The organism is Ruegeria sp. G10 (assembly GCF_056533645.1).
This window is the reverse complement of the sequence record NZ_JBQFOQ010000001.1, coordinates 716,693-734,171: the sequence shown is the minus strand read 5'-3', so window position 1 is coordinate 734,171 and position 17,479 is coordinate 716,693. Positions and strand designations below refer to the sequence as shown.

The 17,479-nt window shown below is 58.6% G+C and carries 19 protein-coding genes; 7 read left to right on the top strand and 12 right to left on the bottom strand.

Features of this window, described 5'->3' with window-relative positions; all coding sequences use genetic code 11:
- The 5 genes from ACR0KM_RS03630 (at position 1) to ACR0KM_RS03610 (ending at position 5,393) form a co-directional block, all read left to right on the top strand.
- Positions 1–708 (top strand): ATP12 family chaperone protein, encoded by a 708-nt coding sequence (locus ACR0KM_RS03630; protein ID WP_480856537.1) that lies wholly within the window; start codon positions 1–3, stop codon positions 706–708.
- Between the two features lie 205 nt (positions 709–913).
- Positions 914–1,930 (top strand): amino acid ABC transporter substrate-binding protein, encoded by a 1,017-nt coding sequence (locus tag ACR0KM_RS03625; RefSeq protein ID WP_480819107.1) that lies wholly within the window; start codon positions 914–916, stop codon positions 1,928–1,930.
- 124 nt (positions 1,931–2,054) lie between these two features.
- Positions 2,055–3,287, top strand: coding sequence for an amino acid ABC transporter permease (locus tag ACR0KM_RS03620; protein ID WP_480819108.1), 1,233 nt, complete (start codon positions 2,055–2,057; stop codon positions 3,285–3,287).
- Positions 3,288–3,290: 3 nt separating this feature from the next.
- Complete coding sequence (locus ACR0KM_RS03615; RefSeq protein WP_480819109.1) at positions 3,291–4,589, top strand: amino acid ABC transporter permease; 1,299 nt, start codon at positions 3,291–3,293, stop codon at positions 4,587–4,589.
- Positions 4,590–4,601: 12 nt separating this feature from the next.
- Positions 4,602–5,393: an amino acid ABC transporter ATP-binding protein gene (locus ACR0KM_RS03610; protein WP_269149813.1), complete on the top strand. Its 792-nt coding sequence runs from the start codon at positions 4,602–4,604 to the stop codon at positions 5,391–5,393.
- Positions 5,394–5,549: 156 nt separating this feature from the next.
- On the opposite strand, the gene ACR0KM_RS03605 is transcribed toward ACR0KM_RS03610, so the two are convergent.
- From ACR0KM_RS03605 to rpmH, 12 genes are all read right to left on the bottom strand, one after another.
- The gene (locus ACR0KM_RS03605; RefSeq protein ID WP_480856539.1) at positions 5,550–5,969 is read right to left on the bottom strand and encodes a hypothetical protein; all 420 of its coding nucleotides are present in this window, start codon (positions 5,967–5,969) and stop codon (positions 5,550–5,552) included.
- Between the two features lie 276 nt (positions 5,970–6,245).
- Entirely contained in the window at positions 6,246–6,743 is a 498-nt protein-coding gene (locus ACR0KM_RS03600) for a SixA phosphatase family protein (RefSeq protein WP_480856540.1), read from the bottom strand.
- Entirely contained in the window at positions 6,740–7,408 is a 669-nt protein-coding gene (locus ACR0KM_RS03595; RefSeq protein ID WP_480856542.1) for a ferredoxin, read from the bottom strand. Before ACR0KM_RS03595 ends, ACR0KM_RS03600 begins: the two co-directional genes overlap by 4 nt.
- Positions 7,409–7,426: 18 nt before the next feature.
- The gene (argB, locus tag ACR0KM_RS03590) at positions 7,427–8,290 is read right to left on the bottom strand and encodes an acetylglutamate kinase (RefSeq protein WP_480856544.1); all 864 of its coding nucleotides are present in this window, start codon (positions 8,288–8,290) and stop codon (positions 7,427–7,429) included.
- A 61-nt stretch (positions 8,291–8,351) separates the two neighbouring features.
- A complete protein-coding gene (yihA, locus tag ACR0KM_RS03585; protein WP_480856546.1) occupies positions 8,352–9,005 on the bottom strand; it encodes a ribosome biogenesis GTP-binding protein YihA/YsxC in 654 nt (217 codons plus the stop codon).
- The gene (locus ACR0KM_RS03580) at positions 9,002–9,739 is read right to left on the bottom strand and encodes an MOSC domain-containing protein (protein ID WP_480856548.1); all 738 of its coding nucleotides are present in this window, start codon (positions 9,737–9,739) and stop codon (positions 9,002–9,004) included. The genes yihA and ACR0KM_RS03580 overlap by 4 nt, the downstream gene beginning before the upstream one ends.
- Entirely contained in the window at positions 9,736–11,559 is a 1,824-nt protein-coding gene (gene yidC, locus ACR0KM_RS03575; protein ID WP_480856549.1) for a membrane protein insertase YidC, read from the bottom strand. Before yidC ends, ACR0KM_RS03580 begins: the two co-directional genes overlap by 4 nt.
- A gap of 126 nt (positions 11,560–11,685) precedes the next feature.
- On the bottom strand, positions 11,686–13,227 hold the full coding sequence (locus ACR0KM_RS03570) for a putative bifunctional diguanylate cyclase/phosphodiesterase (RefSeq protein ID WP_480856551.1): 1,542 nt from the start codon (positions 13,225–13,227) through the stop codon (positions 11,686–11,688).
- Between the two features lie 71 nt (positions 13,228–13,298).
- Positions 13,299–14,180 carry a tRNA 2-thiocytidine(32) synthetase TtcA gene (ttcA, locus tag ACR0KM_RS03565; protein WP_480856553.1) on the bottom strand — a complete coding sequence of 294 codons (882 nt, stop codon included), beginning with the start codon at positions 14,178–14,180 and terminating at the stop codon, positions 13,299–13,301.
- A 44-nt stretch (positions 14,181–14,224) separates the two neighbouring features.
- Complete coding sequence (gene yidD, locus ACR0KM_RS03560; protein WP_480532580.1) at positions 14,225–14,449, bottom strand: membrane protein insertion efficiency factor YidD; 225 nt, start codon at positions 14,447–14,449, stop codon at positions 14,225–14,227.
- A complete protein-coding gene (rnpA, locus tag ACR0KM_RS03555; protein ID WP_480856555.1) occupies positions 14,446–14,868 on the bottom strand; it encodes a ribonuclease P protein component in 423 nt (140 codons plus the stop codon). Before rnpA ends, yidD begins: the two co-directional genes overlap by 4 nt.
- Positions 14,869–14,894: 26 nt before the next feature.
- Positions 14,895–15,029 carry a 50S ribosomal protein L34 gene (rpmH, locus tag ACR0KM_RS03550; RefSeq protein WP_005980833.1) on the bottom strand — a complete coding sequence of 45 codons (135 nt, stop codon included), beginning with the start codon at positions 15,027–15,029 and terminating at the stop codon, positions 14,895–14,897.
- Positions 15,030–15,324: 295 nt separating this feature from the next.
- Here rpmH and ACR0KM_RS03545 point away from each other — a divergent pair, with 295 nt between their 5' ends.
- Entirely contained in the window at positions 15,325–16,056 is a 732-nt protein-coding gene (locus ACR0KM_RS03545; protein ID WP_480856558.1) for a TVP38/TMEM64 family protein, read from the top strand.
- A gap of 3 nt (positions 16,057–16,059) precedes the next feature.
- The gene (locus ACR0KM_RS03540; protein WP_480856560.1) at positions 16,060–17,478 is read left to right on the top strand and encodes a dihydrolipoyl dehydrogenase family protein; all 1,419 of its coding nucleotides are present in this window, start codon (positions 16,060–16,062) and stop codon (positions 17,476–17,478) included.
- The last annotated feature ends 1 nt before the right edge of the window (position 17,479 follow it).

Genomic DNA, 17,479 nt, shown 5'->3' with positions numbered 1-17,479 from the left:
ATGAGCGACTGGAAACCCAAACGCTTCTGGACCGACAGCGCGGTCGTGGAGACCGAAGGCGGTCATACGGTCGAACTGGATGGCCGCAGGGTGAAGACGCCTGCGAAGGCTGCCCTGATCCTGCCCACCCGCGCCATGGCCGAGGCTGTGGCCGCCGAATGGGATGCGCAGGAGAATGAGGTTGATCCAACCACCATGCCCTTCACCCGCTCAGCCAATGCGGCGCTGGACAAGGTGCAGCATCAGCATCCCGAGGTCGCCGACATGCTCGCGGATTACGGCGATTCGGATTTGTTGTGCTATCGCGCCACCCACCCGGAAGCGCTCCAGGCCCGGCAGGCCGAGGCCTGGGATCCGGCGCTCGACTGGGCCGCCGAGGCCTTGGGTGTAAGGCTGATCCCGCGGGCCGGGGTGGTGCACCAGCCGCAGGATCCGCAGGCTTTGAAAAAGCTGCGCGCGGGGGTTCATGCGCTCACGCCGTTTCAGATGGCGGCGTTTCACGATCTGGTCAGTCTGTCCGGTTCCTTGATTCTGGGTTTTGCGGCTGCTCAGAATTGGCGCAAACCGGATGAGATCTGGCGTATTTCCAGGCTAGACGAACTTTGGCAGATCGAGCAATGGGGCCATGATGACGAGGCCGAAGCCGCCGCGCAGGTCAAAGAGGCCGCCTTTATGCACGCTAAGCGTTTCTATGATCTCTCCATCTGAGACCAGACGGACAAAATGACGATCTCGCCGCTAAATTCCGTCTGATTGACCTATCGATTTCCATGATCCGGCCCTTGACGTTTGCTGATGAATACGCCCAAACTCGGGCCACTAAAGGGGAGACACCTTTTGGGTAACCTTTCTGGTGCGCATGCGCCGGATCGAACCGTTCCGCTAAGGAGCGGAAAATCAGGAAGAGGTAAAAATGAAAAAATCCGTAATCTTGGGCGTGGCGACAATTGCCGGCCTGGCCGCCGGCGCCGCTGCGGCAGGGACCGTTGACGATGTCAAAGCACGTGGCAAGCTGAACTGCGGTGTGACCACCGGTCTGGTCGGCTTTGCTGCACCCGACGCGAATGGCGAATGGCAGGGCTTTGACGTCTCGCTGTGCCGCGCTGTTGCCGCTGCCGTTCTGGGCGATGCAAGCGCTGTTGAATTTGTTCCGACCACCGGTAAGACACGCTTCACCGCGCTGGCCTCGGGTGAGATCGACATGCTGGCCCGTAACACCACATGGACCTTCAGCCGCGATGTCGACCTGAAGTTCGAATTTGTTGGTGTAAACTACTATGACGGTCAGGGCTTCATGGTTCCCAAAGCATTGGGCGTGACCTCGGCCAAGGAACTGGACGGCGCGACCGTGTGCATCCAGACCGGCACCACCACCGAGCTGAACCTGGCGGATTTCTTCCGCTCGAACAACATCAGCTATGAGCCGGTTCCGATCGAAACCAACGCCGAAGCGCAGCAGCAGTACCTGGCTGGCGCATGTGACGTTTACACCACCGACGCCTCGGGCCTGGCCGCAACCCGCGCCACGTTCGAAAACCCTGGTGACCACGTCCTGCTGCCCGAAATCATCTCGAAAGAACCGCTGGGCCCGCTGGTCCGTCACGGCGATCACGAGTGGGGCGATGTTGTCCGCTGGACCCTGAACGCTCTGGTCTCGGCCGAAGAGCTGGGCGTGACCTCGGCCAATATCGACGAAATGTCGGCTGGCACGGACAACCCAGAAGTCAACCGCCTCCTGGGTACCGAAGGTACGCTGGGCGAGATGCTGGGTCTGGACGCAGACTGGGCCGCCAAGGCGATCAAAGCCGGTGGTAACTATGGCGAGGTCTTTGCCAAGAATATCGGCGAAGAAACCCCGATCGGTCTGGCACGTGGCCTGAACGCACAGTGGACAGACGGCGGCCTGCTGTACTCACCGCCGTTCCGCTAAAATTTCGAAGGAGAGGGCGCGGGGCAACCTGCGCCCTTTTCTCATCAAATTGCTGCGGCGCGCTCGGGAGTGGGGAAAACCCCGCCGATAACGAAGCCTCCGCATGCTACGGGGATCTCAAAATATGTCGACTATGACTGACCCACCGAAGGCTGACTTTCGGTTGTCTATGCTCATAAACGATACCCGCTATCGCTCGCTTACATTTCAGGTGATTGCGGCCATCGTTATTGCGCTTAGCATCTGGTATCTGGGAAACAACCTGATCCAGAACCTCCGGGCCGCTGGCCTGAACATTTCCTATTCCTTTCTGGGCGATCCGTCCGGATACGACATTAACCAACGTCTGATCGAATATGACAGCCAGTCCTCGCACGGGCGGGCTGCGGTTGTTGGTATTCTCAACACGCTGCTGGTGGCCTTTCTGGCGTGTATCACAGCAACGGTGTTCGGTGTTATTGCCGGTGTTTTGCGCCTGTCGAACAACTGGCTCATCTCAAAACTGATGGCGTTTTATGTCGAGATCTTCCGGAACATTCCGGTTCTGATCTGGATTCTCATCATCTTCTTCATCATTACCGCTGCGATGCCTGCGCCAAGGGCCTATTTGGGTGAGGATGCCGAGCGTGGAATGGCGCTTGGACTTTTTGCCTTTACCAACCGGGGCATTTACGTACCGTTTCCGTACTTTACCGGCGGTTTTGGCGGCGTCGCGAATTGGTTGCTGGTAATCGCCGTGTTGGTTGCGTCCTATTTCTCGACGCGGGTTGTGAATAAAAACGCACAGCTAAAGCAAGAGAAAACAGGCGACAGGCCGAATACGTTGCTTTTGAATGCAGCGATCTGGTTCGTGCCGCTGATCATTGTTCTGTTTTTGCTGGGACTTTCCTGGGACCTGCCTGATCCTTTGGCAAACCGCTTCAATCTGCGCGGGGGTCTTCAGATCGGTGCGCCCCTGATCGCGCTATGGTTTGCTCTGTCGATCTACACAGGCGCCTTTATCGCGGAAAACGTCCGCGCGGGTATTCAGGCGATCAGCAAAGGCCAGACCGAGGCGGCCGCTGCGCTGGGTTTACGCCCCGGTCGGATCATGAATCTGGTGATCCTGCCGCAGGCTTTGCGCGTGATCATCCCGCCGCTGATTTCGCAATACCTGAACATCACCAAGAACTCGTCGCTGGCGATTGCTGTGGGATACGCGGACATCACCGCGACCTTGGGCGGCATCACGCTGAACCAGACCGGTCGTGCGATCGAATGTGTTCTGTTGCTGATGCTGTTCTACCTGACGGCCTCGCTGCTGATTTCGCTGGTGATGAACGTCTACAACGCATCCGTCAAGTTGAAGGAGCGCTGAGCCATGAGTGATCAAACGACAAATTCGATCGCCTTCGTGGCAGAAGGTACGATCCCTCCCTCACCGCCCCCGGCAAACGAGGTCGGTGTGGTCAAATGGATGCGCGAGAACCTGTTCTCGGGCGTGACCAACACGATCTTGACGATCCTCTCGCTGATCCTGATCTACCTCATCTTGAAGAATTCGCTGCCGTGGATTCTGAATGGGGTTTGGAATGCCAACTCGCTGGCCGAATGCCGCGAGATACTGGCAGGAAAAACAGGGGCCTGCTTTGCAGTTCTGACCGAACGTTGGCCACAGCTGATCTATGGATTCAAATATCCAACGGATGCCTATTGGCGGCCCAATCTTGCCTTCGTGCTGATGCTGGTTGCTTTTGCTCCGGTCCTGTTCTTCGACCTGCCGCGCAAGATGCTGATCTTTACCGGACTATACCCGTTTATTGCCTTTTGGCTGATCTGGGGCGGCACGATCCTTGCGCCATTGGTTGCTCTGGTGGGTTGTATCGCTGCGGGCGCGGTGTTTCAGAAACTGGGCAAGAACAGCTTTGCCGCCGGGTTCTTCGGTGCGATCATCGTTGCTTTGATCGTGTGGAATATTGGCGCGGCTCTGATCCCTGAAGGTGCGTCGGAAAATGCTTGGCTAAGCTATGTTCCCAGCCGGGATCTGGGCGGCTTCATGTTGAACATGATGCTGGGCGTGACCTGCGTGTCGCTGTCAGTGCCGCTTGGGATCGCTCTGGCGCTTGGTCGTCAGTCGAACATGCCGCTGATCAAATGGGTCTGTGTCATCTTCATCGAATTCATCCGTGGCGTGCCTCTGATCACGCTGCTGTTTGTGGCTTCGGTGATGCTGTCATATTTCTTCCCGCCTGACAGTACGGTCGACCTGTTCCTGCGCGTGGTGATCATGATCACCATGTTCTCGGCCGCTTATATCGCCGAGGTGATCCGCGGCGGTTTGGCTGCGCTTCCACGGGGACAGTACGAGGCTGCAGACAGTCTGGGTCTGGATTACCCGCAGGCGATGCGTCTGATCATCCTGCCGCAGGCTCTGAAGATCTCGATCCCCGGTATCGTGAACGTGGCCGTTGGCCTGTTCAAGGACACCACACTGGTTTCGGTCATTTCGATGTTCGATCTGGTGGGCATGATCCGCGGCCCCATTCTGGCGTCGACCGAATGGCAAGGTATCTACTGGGAGCTGTTTGGCTTTGCCGCGCTTCTGTTCTTCGTCGTCTGTTACGGCATCTCTCAATATTCCCAGTGGCTCGAGCGTCGCCTTGCCACGGATCATCGTTAAGGAGTTCAACATATGTCTGAACTTGCAGTAGAACGCGAAATCGACCGCTCGAAGATGCAGGTGAGCGATGAGGTCGCCATCGAAATCAACGGCATGAACAAGTGGTACGGGTCTTTCCATGTGCTGCGCGACATCAATCTGACCGTCAATCAAGGCGAGCGGATCGTGATCGCGGGGCCCTCAGGATCGGGTAAATCGACTCTGATCCGCTGCCTGAATGCGCTGGAAGAACACCAGCAGGGCACGATCGTGGTGGATGGGACTGAGTTGTCGAATGACCTCAAGAACATCGACAAAATCCGGTCCGAGGTTGGCATGGTGTTCCAGCACTTCAACCTGTTCCCGCATCTGACCATTTTGGAGAACTGCACGCTGGCCCCGATCTGGGTACGCAAGACGCCCAAGAAAGAGGCCGAAGAGCGCGCGATGCATTTCCTTGAAAAGGTGAAAATCCCCGATCAGGCGTTGAAGTACCCGGGACAATTGTCCGGTGGTCAGCAGCAGCGCGTGGCGATTGCCCGCTCGCTTTGCATGATGCCGCGGATCATGTTGTTTGATGAACCGACATCGGCGCTGGATCCCGAGATGATCAAAGAGGTGCTCGACACCATGATCGAACTGGCCGAGGAAGGCATGACCATGCTGTGTGTGACGCACGAGATGGGCTTTGCCCGTCAGGTCGCCAACCGAGTGATCTTTATGGATGCCGGGCAGATCGTTGAACAGAATGAACCCGAAGAGTTCTTCAACAACCCGCAGAGCGAACGGACAAAACTGTTCCTGAGCCAGATTCTGGGTCATTGAACCCGGGAACTTTTGAATAATAGGGTTTTCGGCGATCACGTCGGCATGACGAAATGTAAAGAGCCGCCACTTGTTTGGCGGCTCTTCTCGCAGATTTAAGTGCTTTCGCACCGGTTTGAAGTTAAGTGCAACAAGCTGCTGCTTAGAAAAGCACCTCTACTTGAGTTTCCATGTGTTCTTTCTCGGTTGTCCGTCTTCATAGATACGAAATTCGTTTGTGCTAATGCGTTCAACGCTCCAACACTTCTGACCCCAATCCCCTTTTTCGCACCACTGGTCGCCTTTGACGAACCAATCTCCGGAGTACTTGTCCTTTCCATTCCAAAGGCCATTGAGCTTGCCATTCTTCTTGCTTGTCGCCTTGCTATAAGCTTGTACCCAAGGCGTTTTTCCGTCGTTGTTGGATATCCCGGATATTTGGGCGCCGGGTATGGTCGCAAGAAGCTCTTCTTGGGTCATGAACTCCTGAGCAGACGCCATCGTCGCGGATGTGACACCAAGGGTTACTACCGCAAAAGCCACTCTCGAAATGGCGCGCAGGTTTGTTAAGTTGAAGTAATAAGGCCCAAAAGACATGTAGTAGCCCTTTCTGATAAATTCGAAATTGTAGTCAATGTCCCGTGATCAAAAGACTGGAACGGCTAGTGCGCCGACCGTAGCACATAGCCTACAAATCACCAAAATCCCGGTCTGAGGGGTGCCGTAAACTCAGGCGGTCTCAGGGAGCGCATCTGACTGGCGCGTCGCGTGCTTGCGTTTTTTTGGGCTTCACGCGCGAAGCTTCGGGGCAAGTGCTCGAGAGTTATTGTATCAATCTCTTTGGCACAGATCGTGCTCACTCAGTGCACTGCGTTATTCCAGAAACTCGCGTGGAATGGCAAAGCCTAACACTTCTCCGCGGTGCCATGTTAGCTCTGTCCAGCCTGATATGTCGAACCGGATCACCGTCGTTGCGCAGGTGGGATAATCATGAAACCGGCTATGATCCGGCGCGAGCGCCACGGCGCGGCCTGCAAACTCGCCGATCCCCGGATTGTGCCCCAGCATCAGCACGGTGGATCCGGTTGCGGCTGAAAGCGCGCGCTTCATGTCTGCAGATCCGGCATGATAGAGCGATTTGTCGAAACCAACCTTACCCGCTTGCAAGCCCATACGGTCCCATGTTTCTCGGGTGCGCGCAGAGGTTGAGCTTAGAACCTGATCCGGTAGCCAGCCCTTTTCACGCAACCACAATCCGATCGCACGGGCCGATTTGCGCCCACGCTTGGTCAGGGGACGGTCGTGGTCGGCGAGCATGGGGTCATCCCAACTGGATTTCGCATGGCGGGTCAGGATCAGGGTGCGGGTCATGATGGGTGAAAAGCCTGCATGTGATGGGCGGATTGCTCCGGATCACGCTCGGCCCCGGCGCTGAGCGGACAGGCAAGCCGGGCGAGGCATCCGCCAGTCATGCAGGTTTGGCCGTCTGGCGTATCCAGATGGTCGTGGCATGCCGCCACGTTGTAGAAATCCTCGGTGTTCAGCGCCTCAACCGGGCAAGCCGTCGCGCAGGGGGCCGGGCACGTGATACAAGGCGAGGGGCCAGGGGCTTGCGGGATCCCGACTTCATCAGGAAAATGCAGCGCGCCGCGATACGAAATCAGCATCCCCACGGCATCATGTACCAAAGCGCCGACCGGACTGCTGAAGGCCCGCCCGGATTTCAACGCCCAGTCGATGAAGGGTGCATAGGGCGGACCACCGAAGGGAAAATGGGCCTGGGCACCTAAAGCCCCGGCCAGTTCTCCGATCACGCGGATTGACCAGCGATCGACCGGATCAGGGCCATCCCATTCCGGCGCGGCTTGCAGCACCGGCCAGAATGCTCCGGCGGTGCCCAGCAGGACTAGGGTGCCACCATCCAGTTGTTTGGCCTCGGATATACGGGGATGAAGGGCCCCCATGACGATCAGGCCAACAGACCGGGCCGCCTTGTCAACGCGCGTGAATTCGGGGCTGGCGTTCGTCTGATCCATCTCGCGCCCCTAGTCCAATCAATCCGGTCGGATCAGCGAGCCGGCGCCGTGTTCCGTGAACAGCTCTAACAGAACGGCATTGGGCGCGCGGCCATCCAGAATGACCACCGCACGCACGCCGCTGTGCAGGGCATCCAGCGCGGTTTCGGTCTTGGGGATCATGCCGCCCGCGATGGTGCCTTCCAGCGTCATCTCGCGGATCTGACCGGCCTTGAGCTCGGTCACGACATCTCCGGCGGCGTTCTTGACGCCTGAGACATCGGTGAGCAGCAACAGGCGATCGGCCTTCAGCGCCGAGGCGATCGCTCCCGCAGCGGTATCGCCATTGACGTTGAATGTCTCACCCTCACGGCCGGCACCCAAAGGCGCGATTACGGGGATCACATCATGCGAGAACAGGTCGTGCAGCACTTTCGGGTTCATCTGCGACGGTGAGCCCACAAACCCCAACGAAGGATCGGTCTGATTGCAGACCATCAGGTTGGCGTCTTTGCCGGACAAACCTACAGCCGAGCCACCCTGACCGTTGATCGCCTGCACGATGCGTTTGTTGACCAGGCCAGACAGTACCATCTCGACCACCTCAACAGTGGCTTTGTCGGTCACACGCTTGCCGCCGACAAACTCGGACTGGATGTCTAGCTTGCCCAGCATCGCGTTGATCATCGGACCACCGCCATGAACGATCACCGGGTTCACGCCGACCTGACGCATCAGCACGACATCACGCGCAAAGCTTTCCATCGCCTCGTCGCTGCCCATGGCGTGCCCGCCCAGCTTGATGACGACAATCGCGCCATCATAACGCTGCAGATAGGGCAGGGCGCTGTTGAGTGTGGCGGCGGTGGCGATCCAGTCCCGGTTCATGTCTCTTGTCTTCATGGCTATATGTCCCTCTGGCCACCCGTGTTAGGGCCTTTGGGGGGTGCTGCCAAGGGCCAAGCTATTCCAGATGCGCGATGATCGAGCGCAAGGTCGGAATGCCGTCGCCCTTTTCGGACGAGGTCAGCACGATTTCAGGGAAGGCCGCGGGGTGTTTCGACAGCGCGCCGCGCACCTGATCCAGCACTTTTTCGCGATCCTTGGCTTTGACCTTGTCTGCCTTGGTCAGCACGGCCTGAAAGGTCACGGCGCTGGTATCCAGCAGCTTCATGATCTCGGCATCCACCGGTTTCACCCCATGCCGCGCGTCGATCAGCACGAAGGCCCGGCGCAGAGTCTGGCGACCGCTCAGGTACTGCTTGAGCAGTCGCTGCCATTTTTCCACCACCTTCACTGGCGCATTGGCATAGCCATAGCCGGGCAGGTCGACCAGATACAGCTCGGGGCCTTGGGTGAAAAAGTTGATCTCTTGCGTACGACCCGGCGTGTTCGATGCGCGCGCCAACCCTTTGGTTCCCGTCAGCGCGTTGATCAGGCTGGATTTGCCTACGTTCGAGCGGCCTGCAAAGCAGACCTCCAGTCGATCTGGGGCGGGCAGGCCGTCCATGGCCACGACACCCTTGACGAATTCAGACTCGCCCGCAAAAAGCTTGCGCCCCGTTTCTTTAGCAAACTCGTCTGGCTCTTCCGACAAAGAGAAGGGCAGAGTGGTCATAGCACCTGCACCATATCGCCGGTTCGAATGGTGCCGCCTTCCAGAACTTCAGCATAGACGCCAAAATCCCGATGGTTCCAGGTGCTCAATGCGCCCAGTGTGTCGGCGTCGCGTTCACCTGTTTCGGGGTTGGCGGTTGTCGCAAGGCAGCGCGTAATGCGTTCGCGGATGCGGAATACGGCGTCTCCAATGCGAATATCGCGGCCCAGCCACTCGAACTCTTCCCATAGGGGCAGCCCATCAAGCCAGATGTTGCCGCGCCAGCGTGCGATGGATAGATCGCGCCCTAGCTTCTGTTCGACCGCGCGGTGCGTGGCCATGTTGCACAGGCTGATCGAAGGGAAGTCGCTGTCGGTCATGCCCCGGCCTGGGACGCGGACAATACGGGCCGAGGCCGCGCGGTCAGCAGGCATCAGCGGTTTGACCCAATTCAGAAACGCCTCTTGTTGCGTATCGGGCTGAAAGCTCAGATCAGGTCGGTCTGGATGGCGCAATGTCACCGTATCACCCTGCAACTCAGCCGAGATTGCCATCAGCTGAGGTGCTTTGGCGCCGCGGCTGAAATTGGCACAGGGTGCCCATTCTGACCCGTCGATCTTGGACGCCTCATGCGCAACGGCCCAAACACGATCCCCGGGCATGGTGTGCCCGGGGGTCATGGAGACGTGATCGAGGTGCTCACGCCCATGGCTTTTGATCGGGTGCCTCCAAAGGCTGGTGACCGCTCCGCTCATTTGTCGTCCGTCTTCGGTGTTTTCTTGAAGCCGGATTTGATGTTGCCGAACACATCGGGCGTATAGCCCTGGCTGCGCATGATCAGGTACTGTTGCGTGAACGTGATCGTGTTGTTGGCGATCCAGTAGACCACAAGGCCACTTGCGAAACCGCCCAGCATGAACATGAACACCCATGGCATCCAGGCAAAGATCATGGCCTGTGTTGCATCGGTGGGTGCCGGATTCAGTTTCTGCTGTAGCCACATCGAAATACCAAGCAGAAGCGGCAGGATGCCGATAAAGATCAGCGCCATAAAGCTTTCAGGTTGCGGGCCCGCCCAAGGCAGCCAGCCAAAGAAGTTGAAGATCGAGGTTGGGTCTGGTGCGCTGAGATCCTGAAACGGGCCAAACCATGGGGCCTGGCGCAGTTCGATGGTCACAAATATCACCTTATAGAGCGAGAAGAAGATCGGGATCTGCATCAGGATCGGCAAGCAGCCGGCGGCCGGATTGACCTTTTCTTTCTTGTAAAGCTCCATCATGCCCTGCTGCATCTTCTGGCGATCGTCGCCCGCAGCTTCTTTCAGGGCTTCCATTTGCGGCTGCAGTTCCTTCATCTTCGCCATCGAGACATAGGATTTGAACGCCAGCGGGAACAGGATTGCCTTGATGATTAGGGTCAAGCCGATGATGGACCAGCCCATATTGCCGATCAGCAGGTTGATATTGTGCAGCAGCCAGAAGATCGGCTTGGTCAGGAAAAAGAACCAGCCCCAATCAATACTGTCGATGAACTTCTGCACACCCTCTGACTGATACTCGCGGATTGCGTCCCATTCTTTCGCGCCGGCAAACAGCCGGGTGGTCACCTCTGCTGTTTCTCCCGGTGCGACGGTCAGTGTCGGCAGAACCGTTTCGGTCTGATAAATCTTGCGACGCGAGTCGTATTTTGCGGCGGCCTTGAAGGCCGAACCGGGTTCGGGGATCAGCGTCGTCATCCAGTAGTGGTCGGTGAATCCGATCCAACCGTCTTGCTTGACCTGATAAACTTCGGCCTGGGCACGTTCGTTCGGATCAATATCAAAGTCGCGCACATCGCCATAGTCGACCTCGGAAAGGGTGCCGTCGGCCATGCCGATCACGCCCTCATGCAAGATGAAGAAGTTCTTCAGACCCGGCAGGTCGCCGTCCTCGCCGATGCCATGGCGGGCAAGGATGCCGTAGGGTGCCATGCCAACTTCGGACTGGGTGGCGTTTTCGACCGATTGGGTGACAGTGAACATATAGTCCTGATCGACCGAGATGGTGCGGCGGAAGGTCAGACCGTTCCCGTTTTCCCACGCCAAAGTGATCGGGGCCTCGACACCCAACGCGTCACCCTCTTCCAGTGTCCACAGCGTGTTGGGACCGGGCACATCGGTGCCTGCAAGACCTGAACCCGGGGCCCAGCCATAAAGAGCGTAATAAGCGGATTCTGTGCCAACCGGGGACAGAAGTTCAACGATAGGTGCCCCCTCGTCGATCGAGACTTTGTAGTCTTTCAGGAACAGCTCATCAATGCGGCCACCCGAAAGGGACAGGCTGCCTTTCAGACGCGGTGTGTCGATCTGTACGCGCGGGGCTTGTGTCTCTGGCTGAGCTTCTTCAGCGGCGGTGGTTGCTTCGCCTACCGGGCTGGCGGCGCTGGGCGTCTGAACCGCTTCGCCTTCAAGGGCGGCGATGTCGGCCTCTTCCTGCGTGGCGGTTGGTTCCGGCGGTGGGAACAACACGAACCAGACCAGGATCACCAGAAAGCTGAGCGCGGTTGCGAGGATGAGATTCTTATTCTGATCGTCCATCGGGGACAGCCACCTTAAGCATTGGAACACACCCGGTGGGTTCAACAGAGTGCAGCCCCAAAGGTCAAGCGGAATCGCCCGCCAATTCGCCGCAACTCAGGATTCAAAGCGTTACAAATGGTGATTTCATCCCATTTTGCGACCGATCTTGGGCGTCCCCTTGATCTTGGCGCGATGTGCGATGATCCAGTCCTGCGTTTGCTCATAGGGCATAGGTTTGGCGATGCCGAACCCCTGCACATGATCGCTGCCCAACTGGGCCATCAAAGCATGCTCTCCGGGGGTCTCAACACCTTCGGCGAGGGTTTCCAGATTCAGTCTTTCCGCCAGAGTCAGGATAGCACTGACCAGCTGCTGCTGGCCGGGGTCCTGATCGGCCTTCGCAACAAATGAGCGGTCGATCTTGATGCGCGAGACGTCAAAGCGCTTGATCGAAGCGATCGAGGCATGACCGGTGCCGAAATCGTCCAGGTCAATGCAGCACCCCAGCGCGGCAAGGCTTGTGACATTGCGGGTGATTACGTCATCCGGACGGCGCGAGAACACGGTTTCCAAAACTTCGACCGCAAGCCGGTCCGGTGTCAGGTCGAATTGATCGAGTTCCCATTTCAAACGGTCGACAAGACCGGGATTGCGCAGTTCATCGGATGAGAAATTGATCCCGATCCGTGGTACAACCAGACCCGCCGCATCCCATTTCTGCATGGCGTCAAACGCATGGTGGCGCATCACCTGGCCCAACCTTTCCATCAGGTCGGCCTGTTCGGCGAATGGCAGGAATACCTGCGGACCGAGAACCCCCTTCTTGGGGTGCTCCCAACGGGCCAAGGCCTCGAACCCGGTGATTTTCCCGGTATCCGTCGAGACCTGGGGCTGGAACCAGGGGCAGATCTCTCCATGGTCCAGCGCGGCTTGGAAATCCCGACGCAGGTTTGCACGCACAAGCGAGCGCCGCCGCGTCTCGCTTGAATAGGCACGGATTGTTGAGGGCCCGCTCCGCTGCGCCTCGGACAGGGCCGCAGTGGCGGCTTCGATCCAGTCCGCCGCCTCAGCGGTCGGGAGGTCGGAATGCAGGCAGAAACCAACTGAGCAAGACAGATAGACGCTGGCACCGCTCAGCAAGACCGGTTCTTCTATGGCGCTTTGAATACGCCCGGACATCTGGATGCAAGCCTCCAGGTCAAGCTGAGGGGACGGCTGAAGCCCGATCAGAAACCTGTTCCGATCGATATGCGTGAAGATGTCGTGGCTTCGGATGATCGCAAGGATGCGATCGCCGAATTGCAGGGCGACATGGTTCGCCGCTGCCTGGCCGTGCGTGTCGTGAAGTTCAGCATACTCATCCAGCGCTACCGCGATACAGGCTGCGTTACTGCCGGTGCTTTGAGCGGTCTTGTGCAGGATCTGAATCTCGGTCTGGAAGACATCGTTGGCCACCAGCCCGCAGGGTCGCGCGCCCGCGCTTGTCGCTGTGTGCAACCGGCTGCCCCAAATGCCGGTCGCAGCAAAGACAAGGGGCAGGCCAAGCGCCGCCAAGATCAACGCGCTCTCTCCACCCAGCCAGAAGGCGGCGAGACAGGTCGCGGGTAAAAAGGCAAGTGCCTGTGGCCCTGTCAGGCCGGTCCGCAGCGTTTCAAGTATTCGGTCGACAGAGACAGTATTCCGCATCGGTTTTGACGGCCTTCGGCTTATGCATGGGTCGCGCAGCCCAACCGTAGGAAACCAATCTGAGTCAGTCGTTAACGCAGCAGCGGAATTTCGTCCGAATTTTCGTCTTTTTGACTCGGATTAATGGAAAGTCCTGAAAAATCAAAGAGTTTAGGGTCCAGAAGATGCGAAGGCCTTGCGTTTGTCAGTGCCCGGAACATCACCTGTCGACGCCCGGGGGCATTCTTTTCCCACTGATCAAGGATCTGTTTCACCTGTTGCCGCTGCAGGCCATCCTGACTGCCACAGAGATCGCAGGGAATGATAGGATAGTTCATCGCCCGCGCGAATTTCTCGCAATCCGCTTCGGCCACGTGGGCGAGGGGGCGATAAACAAACAAATCGCCTTCTTCGTTTACCAGTTTCGGGGGCATCGTCGCCAGACGACCGCCATGGAACAGGTTCATGAAAAAGGTTTCAAGGATATCGTCGCGGTGATGGCCCAGCACGACGGCCGAGCAGCCTTCCTCGCGCGCAATGCGATACAGATTGCCGCGACGCAGGCGCGAGCACAGCGCGCAATAGGTGCGGCCTTGCGGGACTTTGTCGACGACAACGGAATAGGTGTCCTGGAATTCTATGCGATGCGGGACGCCCATCTGCTTGAGGAACTCTGGCAGAACCGTGGCCGGAAAGCCCGGCTGGCCTTGATCCAGATTGCAGGCCAAAAGCTCTACCGGAAGCAGGCCGCGCCATTTCAACTCGTACAGAACCGCCAGCAGGGTATAGCTGTCTTTGCCTCCCGACAGACAGACCAGCCAGCGGGGCGTGCAATTGTGGTTCCGATCCACCATGCCGTATTGCTCGATCGCTTTACGGGCCTGGCGTACGATGCGTTTGCGCAGCTTTTTGAACTCGGTGGTCGAGGGCGCGCCAGCAAAGAGCGGATGGATGTCGTCAGCGTCGTCAAACATGGGGCGGGCCTATCGTAGATGGGTGAGCCGGGCAAGGGTCGGGGTTATTCGTCGGGCACAGGATCATAGCCGTCGCCCCCCCAGGGATGGCAGCGCCCAATGCGCCGCGCGGCCAGCCATGTGCCTTTGATAGGGCCATGTTTTTCCAGCGCTTCCAACGCATAGGCCGAGCAGGTCGGCTGATAGCGGCAATTGAAGCCCACCCACGGGCTGAAGATCAGCCGATAGGCCCGCACCGGCAGGGCGAGGATATGGGCAAACAGCGTCATTTTCCGCCATGCAGTTTGCGCAGGGCATAGCGCAGATCGTCTTGCAGCGCATCGAATGGGCGGGCGGCGGTGACTTCGGCGCGCCCGATCAGCACATAGTCCCAGCCGTCGCGGCCTTGCTGGGGCAAAACCGCGCGAGCGGCCTCGCGCAGGCGGCGTTTGGCGCGGTTGCGGGCTACGGCATTGCCGACCTTCTTGGAACAGGTGAACCCGACGCGAATACCCTGCACTTCGTCCGGGCCGCGCTTGCGGGCCTGTACCATCATCGAGGCCGTGCCCTGCCGTTTCGCGCGCGCGACTTTCAGAAAGTCAGACCGGTTCTGCAGCACTGTCAAAGTTTTAGGTGCGCAAACGGACGCCGCCGGGGGCGTCACCCTCGGCTGGCTGTTACCATCCTCAGGGGCCTCCGGCGGCGTCATGTTCATAACCTGGTCGGTGAGGCGGTTTACGCGCTCAGCGACTTGCGGCCACGAGCGCGGCGCGCGTTCAGGATTTTGCGGCCGGCTTTGGTGGCCATGCGCGCGCGGAAACCGTGGCGGCGTTTGCGAACCAGGTTCGAAGGCTGATAGGTGCGTTTCATCGCTCCGTCTCCAATCTATAGCGGTGGGTGCGGCGCGGATTCGCCTGGCCCTAATGTTCGAAGCCCGTCCTCTACTGGGTCACGGGTGCTAAGTCAAACCCCAAGGTGGGTGTTTTGGCGCCTTTTGCAACAATTCTGTAACCGGCGCCAGCAAAAGGTTTCAAATCGCAGGGCTCAGCGCCGGAAACTCTCACATTCCTTGCCATAAAGATCAACGCCGCGTGAGGTCTCTGTTGTGCGGCCCGCAGGCGTCGCATGTTGTATGCAAATGAAACGAACAAAACCGGACAAGCTGATGAGTGATACGGCTCAGGCCCCGCGCAGCGGACTTGCGCGTCATATTCCATTGCTGGTGATTCTCGCTGTTGCGGCAGTGGGCTTCTTCACCTTGGGCGACTACCTGACATTTGAAACCTTGCGAGACAACCGCGAGTCGCTGCTGAACTGGCGAGACAGTCATTACTGGACGATGGCTGCAGCGTTTATCGGGATTTATATCGTGATTGTTGCCTTTTCCCTGCCTGGCGCAGCGGTCGCGTCGATGACCGGAGGGTTCTTGTTCGGCCTGTTCGCGGGAACCGTGTTCAACGTCTTTGCGGCAACCATCGGTGCCTCGGCGATCTTTCTGGCAGCCCGCTGGGGGTTGGGTGAATCACTGACCGCCCGGTTGGAATCGTCCGAGGGGACGGTCAAGAAACTGAAGGACGGGCTGCGCGAGAACGAGATCTCGGTCCTGTTCCTGCTGCGACTTGTGCCTGTGGTGCCGTTCTTCGTGGCCAATCTGGTGCCCGCGCTGGTGGGGGTGAAGTTCCGCAATTTCCTCATCACGACAGCGCTGGGCATCATTCCGGGCGGTATCGTCTATACATGGATTGGGGTCGGGCTGGGCGGCGTGTTCGACCGCGGTGAGACCCCGGATGTTTCGTTGCTGTGGGAGCCGTTTGTCATCGGCCCGATCATCGGCTTGTGTGTCCTGGCCGCTTTGCCGATCGTCATCAAATCCCTCCGTGGTCGAAAGGACGCCTGATCCATGCAAAAGCTGAAGACCGATATCCTGGTGATCGGCGCCGGGTCGGGCGGGTTGTCCGTGGCAGCCGGTGCCAGCCAGATGGGTGCGGACGTCATCTTGCTGGAAGGGCACAAGATGGGCGGAGACTGCCTTAATTTCGGGTGCGTGCCCTCGAAGGCACTGATCGCCAGCGGCAAGGCCGCTTATGGGCAGGCGCATTCGGCGGCGCTGGGCGTGGCGGATGTGGTGCCGCAGGTGGACTATGCTGCGGCCAAGGATCATGTGCATGATGTGATCGCCCAGATCGAACCGATGGACAGTCAGGAGCGTTTCGAAGGGTTCGGCGTCAAAGTTATCCGCGAATATGGCAGCTTTGTTTCCCCCACGCAGGTCAAGGCCGGTGATCACCTGATCACCGCGCGCCGCGTCGTGGTTGCCACCGGGTCGTCACCCCTGGTGCCGCCGCTGCCGGGGCTGGATCAGGTGCCTTACTATACCAATGAGACGATATTCGACCTGCGTGACAAGCCCGAGCATCTGCTGATCATCGGCGGCGGCCCCATCGGGATGGAGATGGCGCAGGCGCATATCAGGCTGGGGTGCAAGGTTACTGTGATCGAAGGGATGGCCGCGCTGGGAAAGGATGACCCCGAGGCGGCCGCGGTGGTGCTGGACAGCCTGCGGGCTGAGGGCGTGGCAATCCATGAACAAGCCATGGTCGCCCAGATCAGGGGCGAGGCCGGGGCGATCGATGTGGTCACTGAAAACGGCGATATCCACTCGGGTACGCACCTGCTGCTGGCGGTGGGGCGCAAGGCAAATATCGACCGGCTGAACCTTCAGGCGGCAGGCATTGATCGCACACGGACGGGTATCAAGGTCGACGACTCGCTGCGGACGTCCAACCGTAAGGTCTATGCCATCGGAGACGTAGCGGGCGGGATGCAATTCACCCATGTTGCAGGATATCAGGCTGGCGTCATCATTCGCTCGGCCCTGTTCGGGTTGCCGTCGAAGGCCAAAACCACGCATATACCTTGGGCCACCTATACCGATCCCGAGCTGGCGCAGGTCGGCCTGACCGAAGCACAGGCGCGCGCGCAGCACGGAGACGCAATCGAAGTTGCCCGCTTTGATTACCACCACAATGACCGCGCCATTTCCCAGCGCAAAACAAAGGGCTTCATTAAGGTCATGGTGTTAAAAGGCCGTCCGGTGGGCGCGACAATCGTGGGGCATCAGGCCGGGGAATTGATCAACTTGTGGTCTCTTGCTCTGGCCAATACCCTCAAAATGGGTCAGATCGCCGCAATGGTTTCGCCCTATCCAACGATTGGAGAGCTTAACAAACGCGTAGCGGGAGCCTATTTCTCGCCAAGGCTGTTTGAGAATCAAACGGTTAAACGGGTGGTCAGGTTTGTCCAGCGCTGGATTCCCTGAC

Bases quoted from the DNA above. Each gene is read 5' to 3' on its own strand.
- ACR0KM_RS03630 (WP_480856537.1), top strand. From the start codon at position 1: ATGAGCGACTGGAAACCCAAACGCTTCTGGACCGACAGCGCGGTCGTG.
- ACR0KM_RS03625 (WP_480819107.1), top strand. From the start codon at position 914: ATGAAAAAATCCGTAATCTTGGGCGTGGCGACAATTGCCGGCCTGGCC.
- ACR0KM_RS03620 (WP_480819108.1), top strand. From the start codon at position 2,055: ATGTCGACTATGACTGACCCACCGAAGGCTGACTTTCGGTTGTCTATG.
- ACR0KM_RS03615 (WP_480819109.1), top strand. From the start codon at position 3,291: ATGAGTGATCAAACGACAAATTCGATCGCCTTCGTGGCAGAAGGTACG.
- ACR0KM_RS03610 (WP_269149813.1), top strand. From the start codon at position 4,602: ATGTCTGAACTTGCAGTAGAACGCGAAATCGACCGCTCGAAGATGCAG.
- ACR0KM_RS03605 (WP_480856539.1), bottom strand. From the start codon at position 5,969: ATGTCTTTTGGGCCTTATTACTTCAACTTAACAAACCTGCGCGCCATT.
- ACR0KM_RS03600 (WP_480856540.1), bottom strand. From the start codon at position 6,743: ATGACCCGCACCCTGATCCTGACCCGCCATGCGAAATCCAGTTGGGAT.
- ACR0KM_RS03595 (WP_480856542.1), bottom strand. From the start codon at position 7,408: ATGGATCAGACGAACGCCAGCCCCGAATTCACGCGCGTTGACAAGGCG.
- argB (WP_480856544.1), bottom strand. From the start codon at position 8,290: ATGAAGACAAGAGACATGAACCGGGACTGGATCGCCACCGCCGCCACA.
- yihA (WP_480856546.1), bottom strand. From the start codon at position 9,005: ATGACCACTCTGCCCTTCTCTTTGTCGGAAGAGCCAGACGAGTTTGCT.
- ACR0KM_RS03580 (WP_480856548.1), bottom strand. From the start codon at position 9,739: ATGAGCGGAGCGGTCACCAGCCTTTGGAGGCACCCGATCAAAAGCCAT.
- yidC (WP_480856549.1), bottom strand. From the start codon at position 11,559: ATGGACGATCAGAATAAGAATCTCATCCTCGCAACCGCGCTCAGCTTT.
- ACR0KM_RS03570 (WP_480856551.1), bottom strand. From the start codon at position 13,227: ATGCGGAATACTGTCTCTGTCGACCGAATACTTGAAACGCTGCGGACC.
- ttcA (WP_480856553.1), bottom strand. From the start codon at position 14,180: ATGTTTGACGACGCTGACGACATCCATCCGCTCTTTGCTGGCGCGCCC.
- yidD (WP_480532580.1), bottom strand. From the start codon at position 14,449: ATGACGCTGTTTGCCCATATCCTCGCCCTGCCGGTGCGGGCCTATCGG.
- rnpA (WP_480856555.1), bottom strand. From the start codon at position 14,868: ATGACGCCGCCGGAGGCCCCTGAGGATGGTAACAGCCAGCCGAGGGTG.
- rpmH (WP_005980833.1), bottom strand. From the start codon at position 15,029: ATGAAACGCACCTATCAGCCTTCGAACCTGGTTCGCAAACGCCGCCAC.
- ACR0KM_RS03545 (WP_480856558.1), top strand. From the start codon at position 15,325: ATGAGTGATACGGCTCAGGCCCCGCGCAGCGGACTTGCGCGTCATATT.
- ACR0KM_RS03540 (WP_480856560.1), top strand. From the start codon at position 16,060: ATGCAAAAGCTGAAGACCGATATCCTGGTGATCGGCGCCGGGTCGGGC.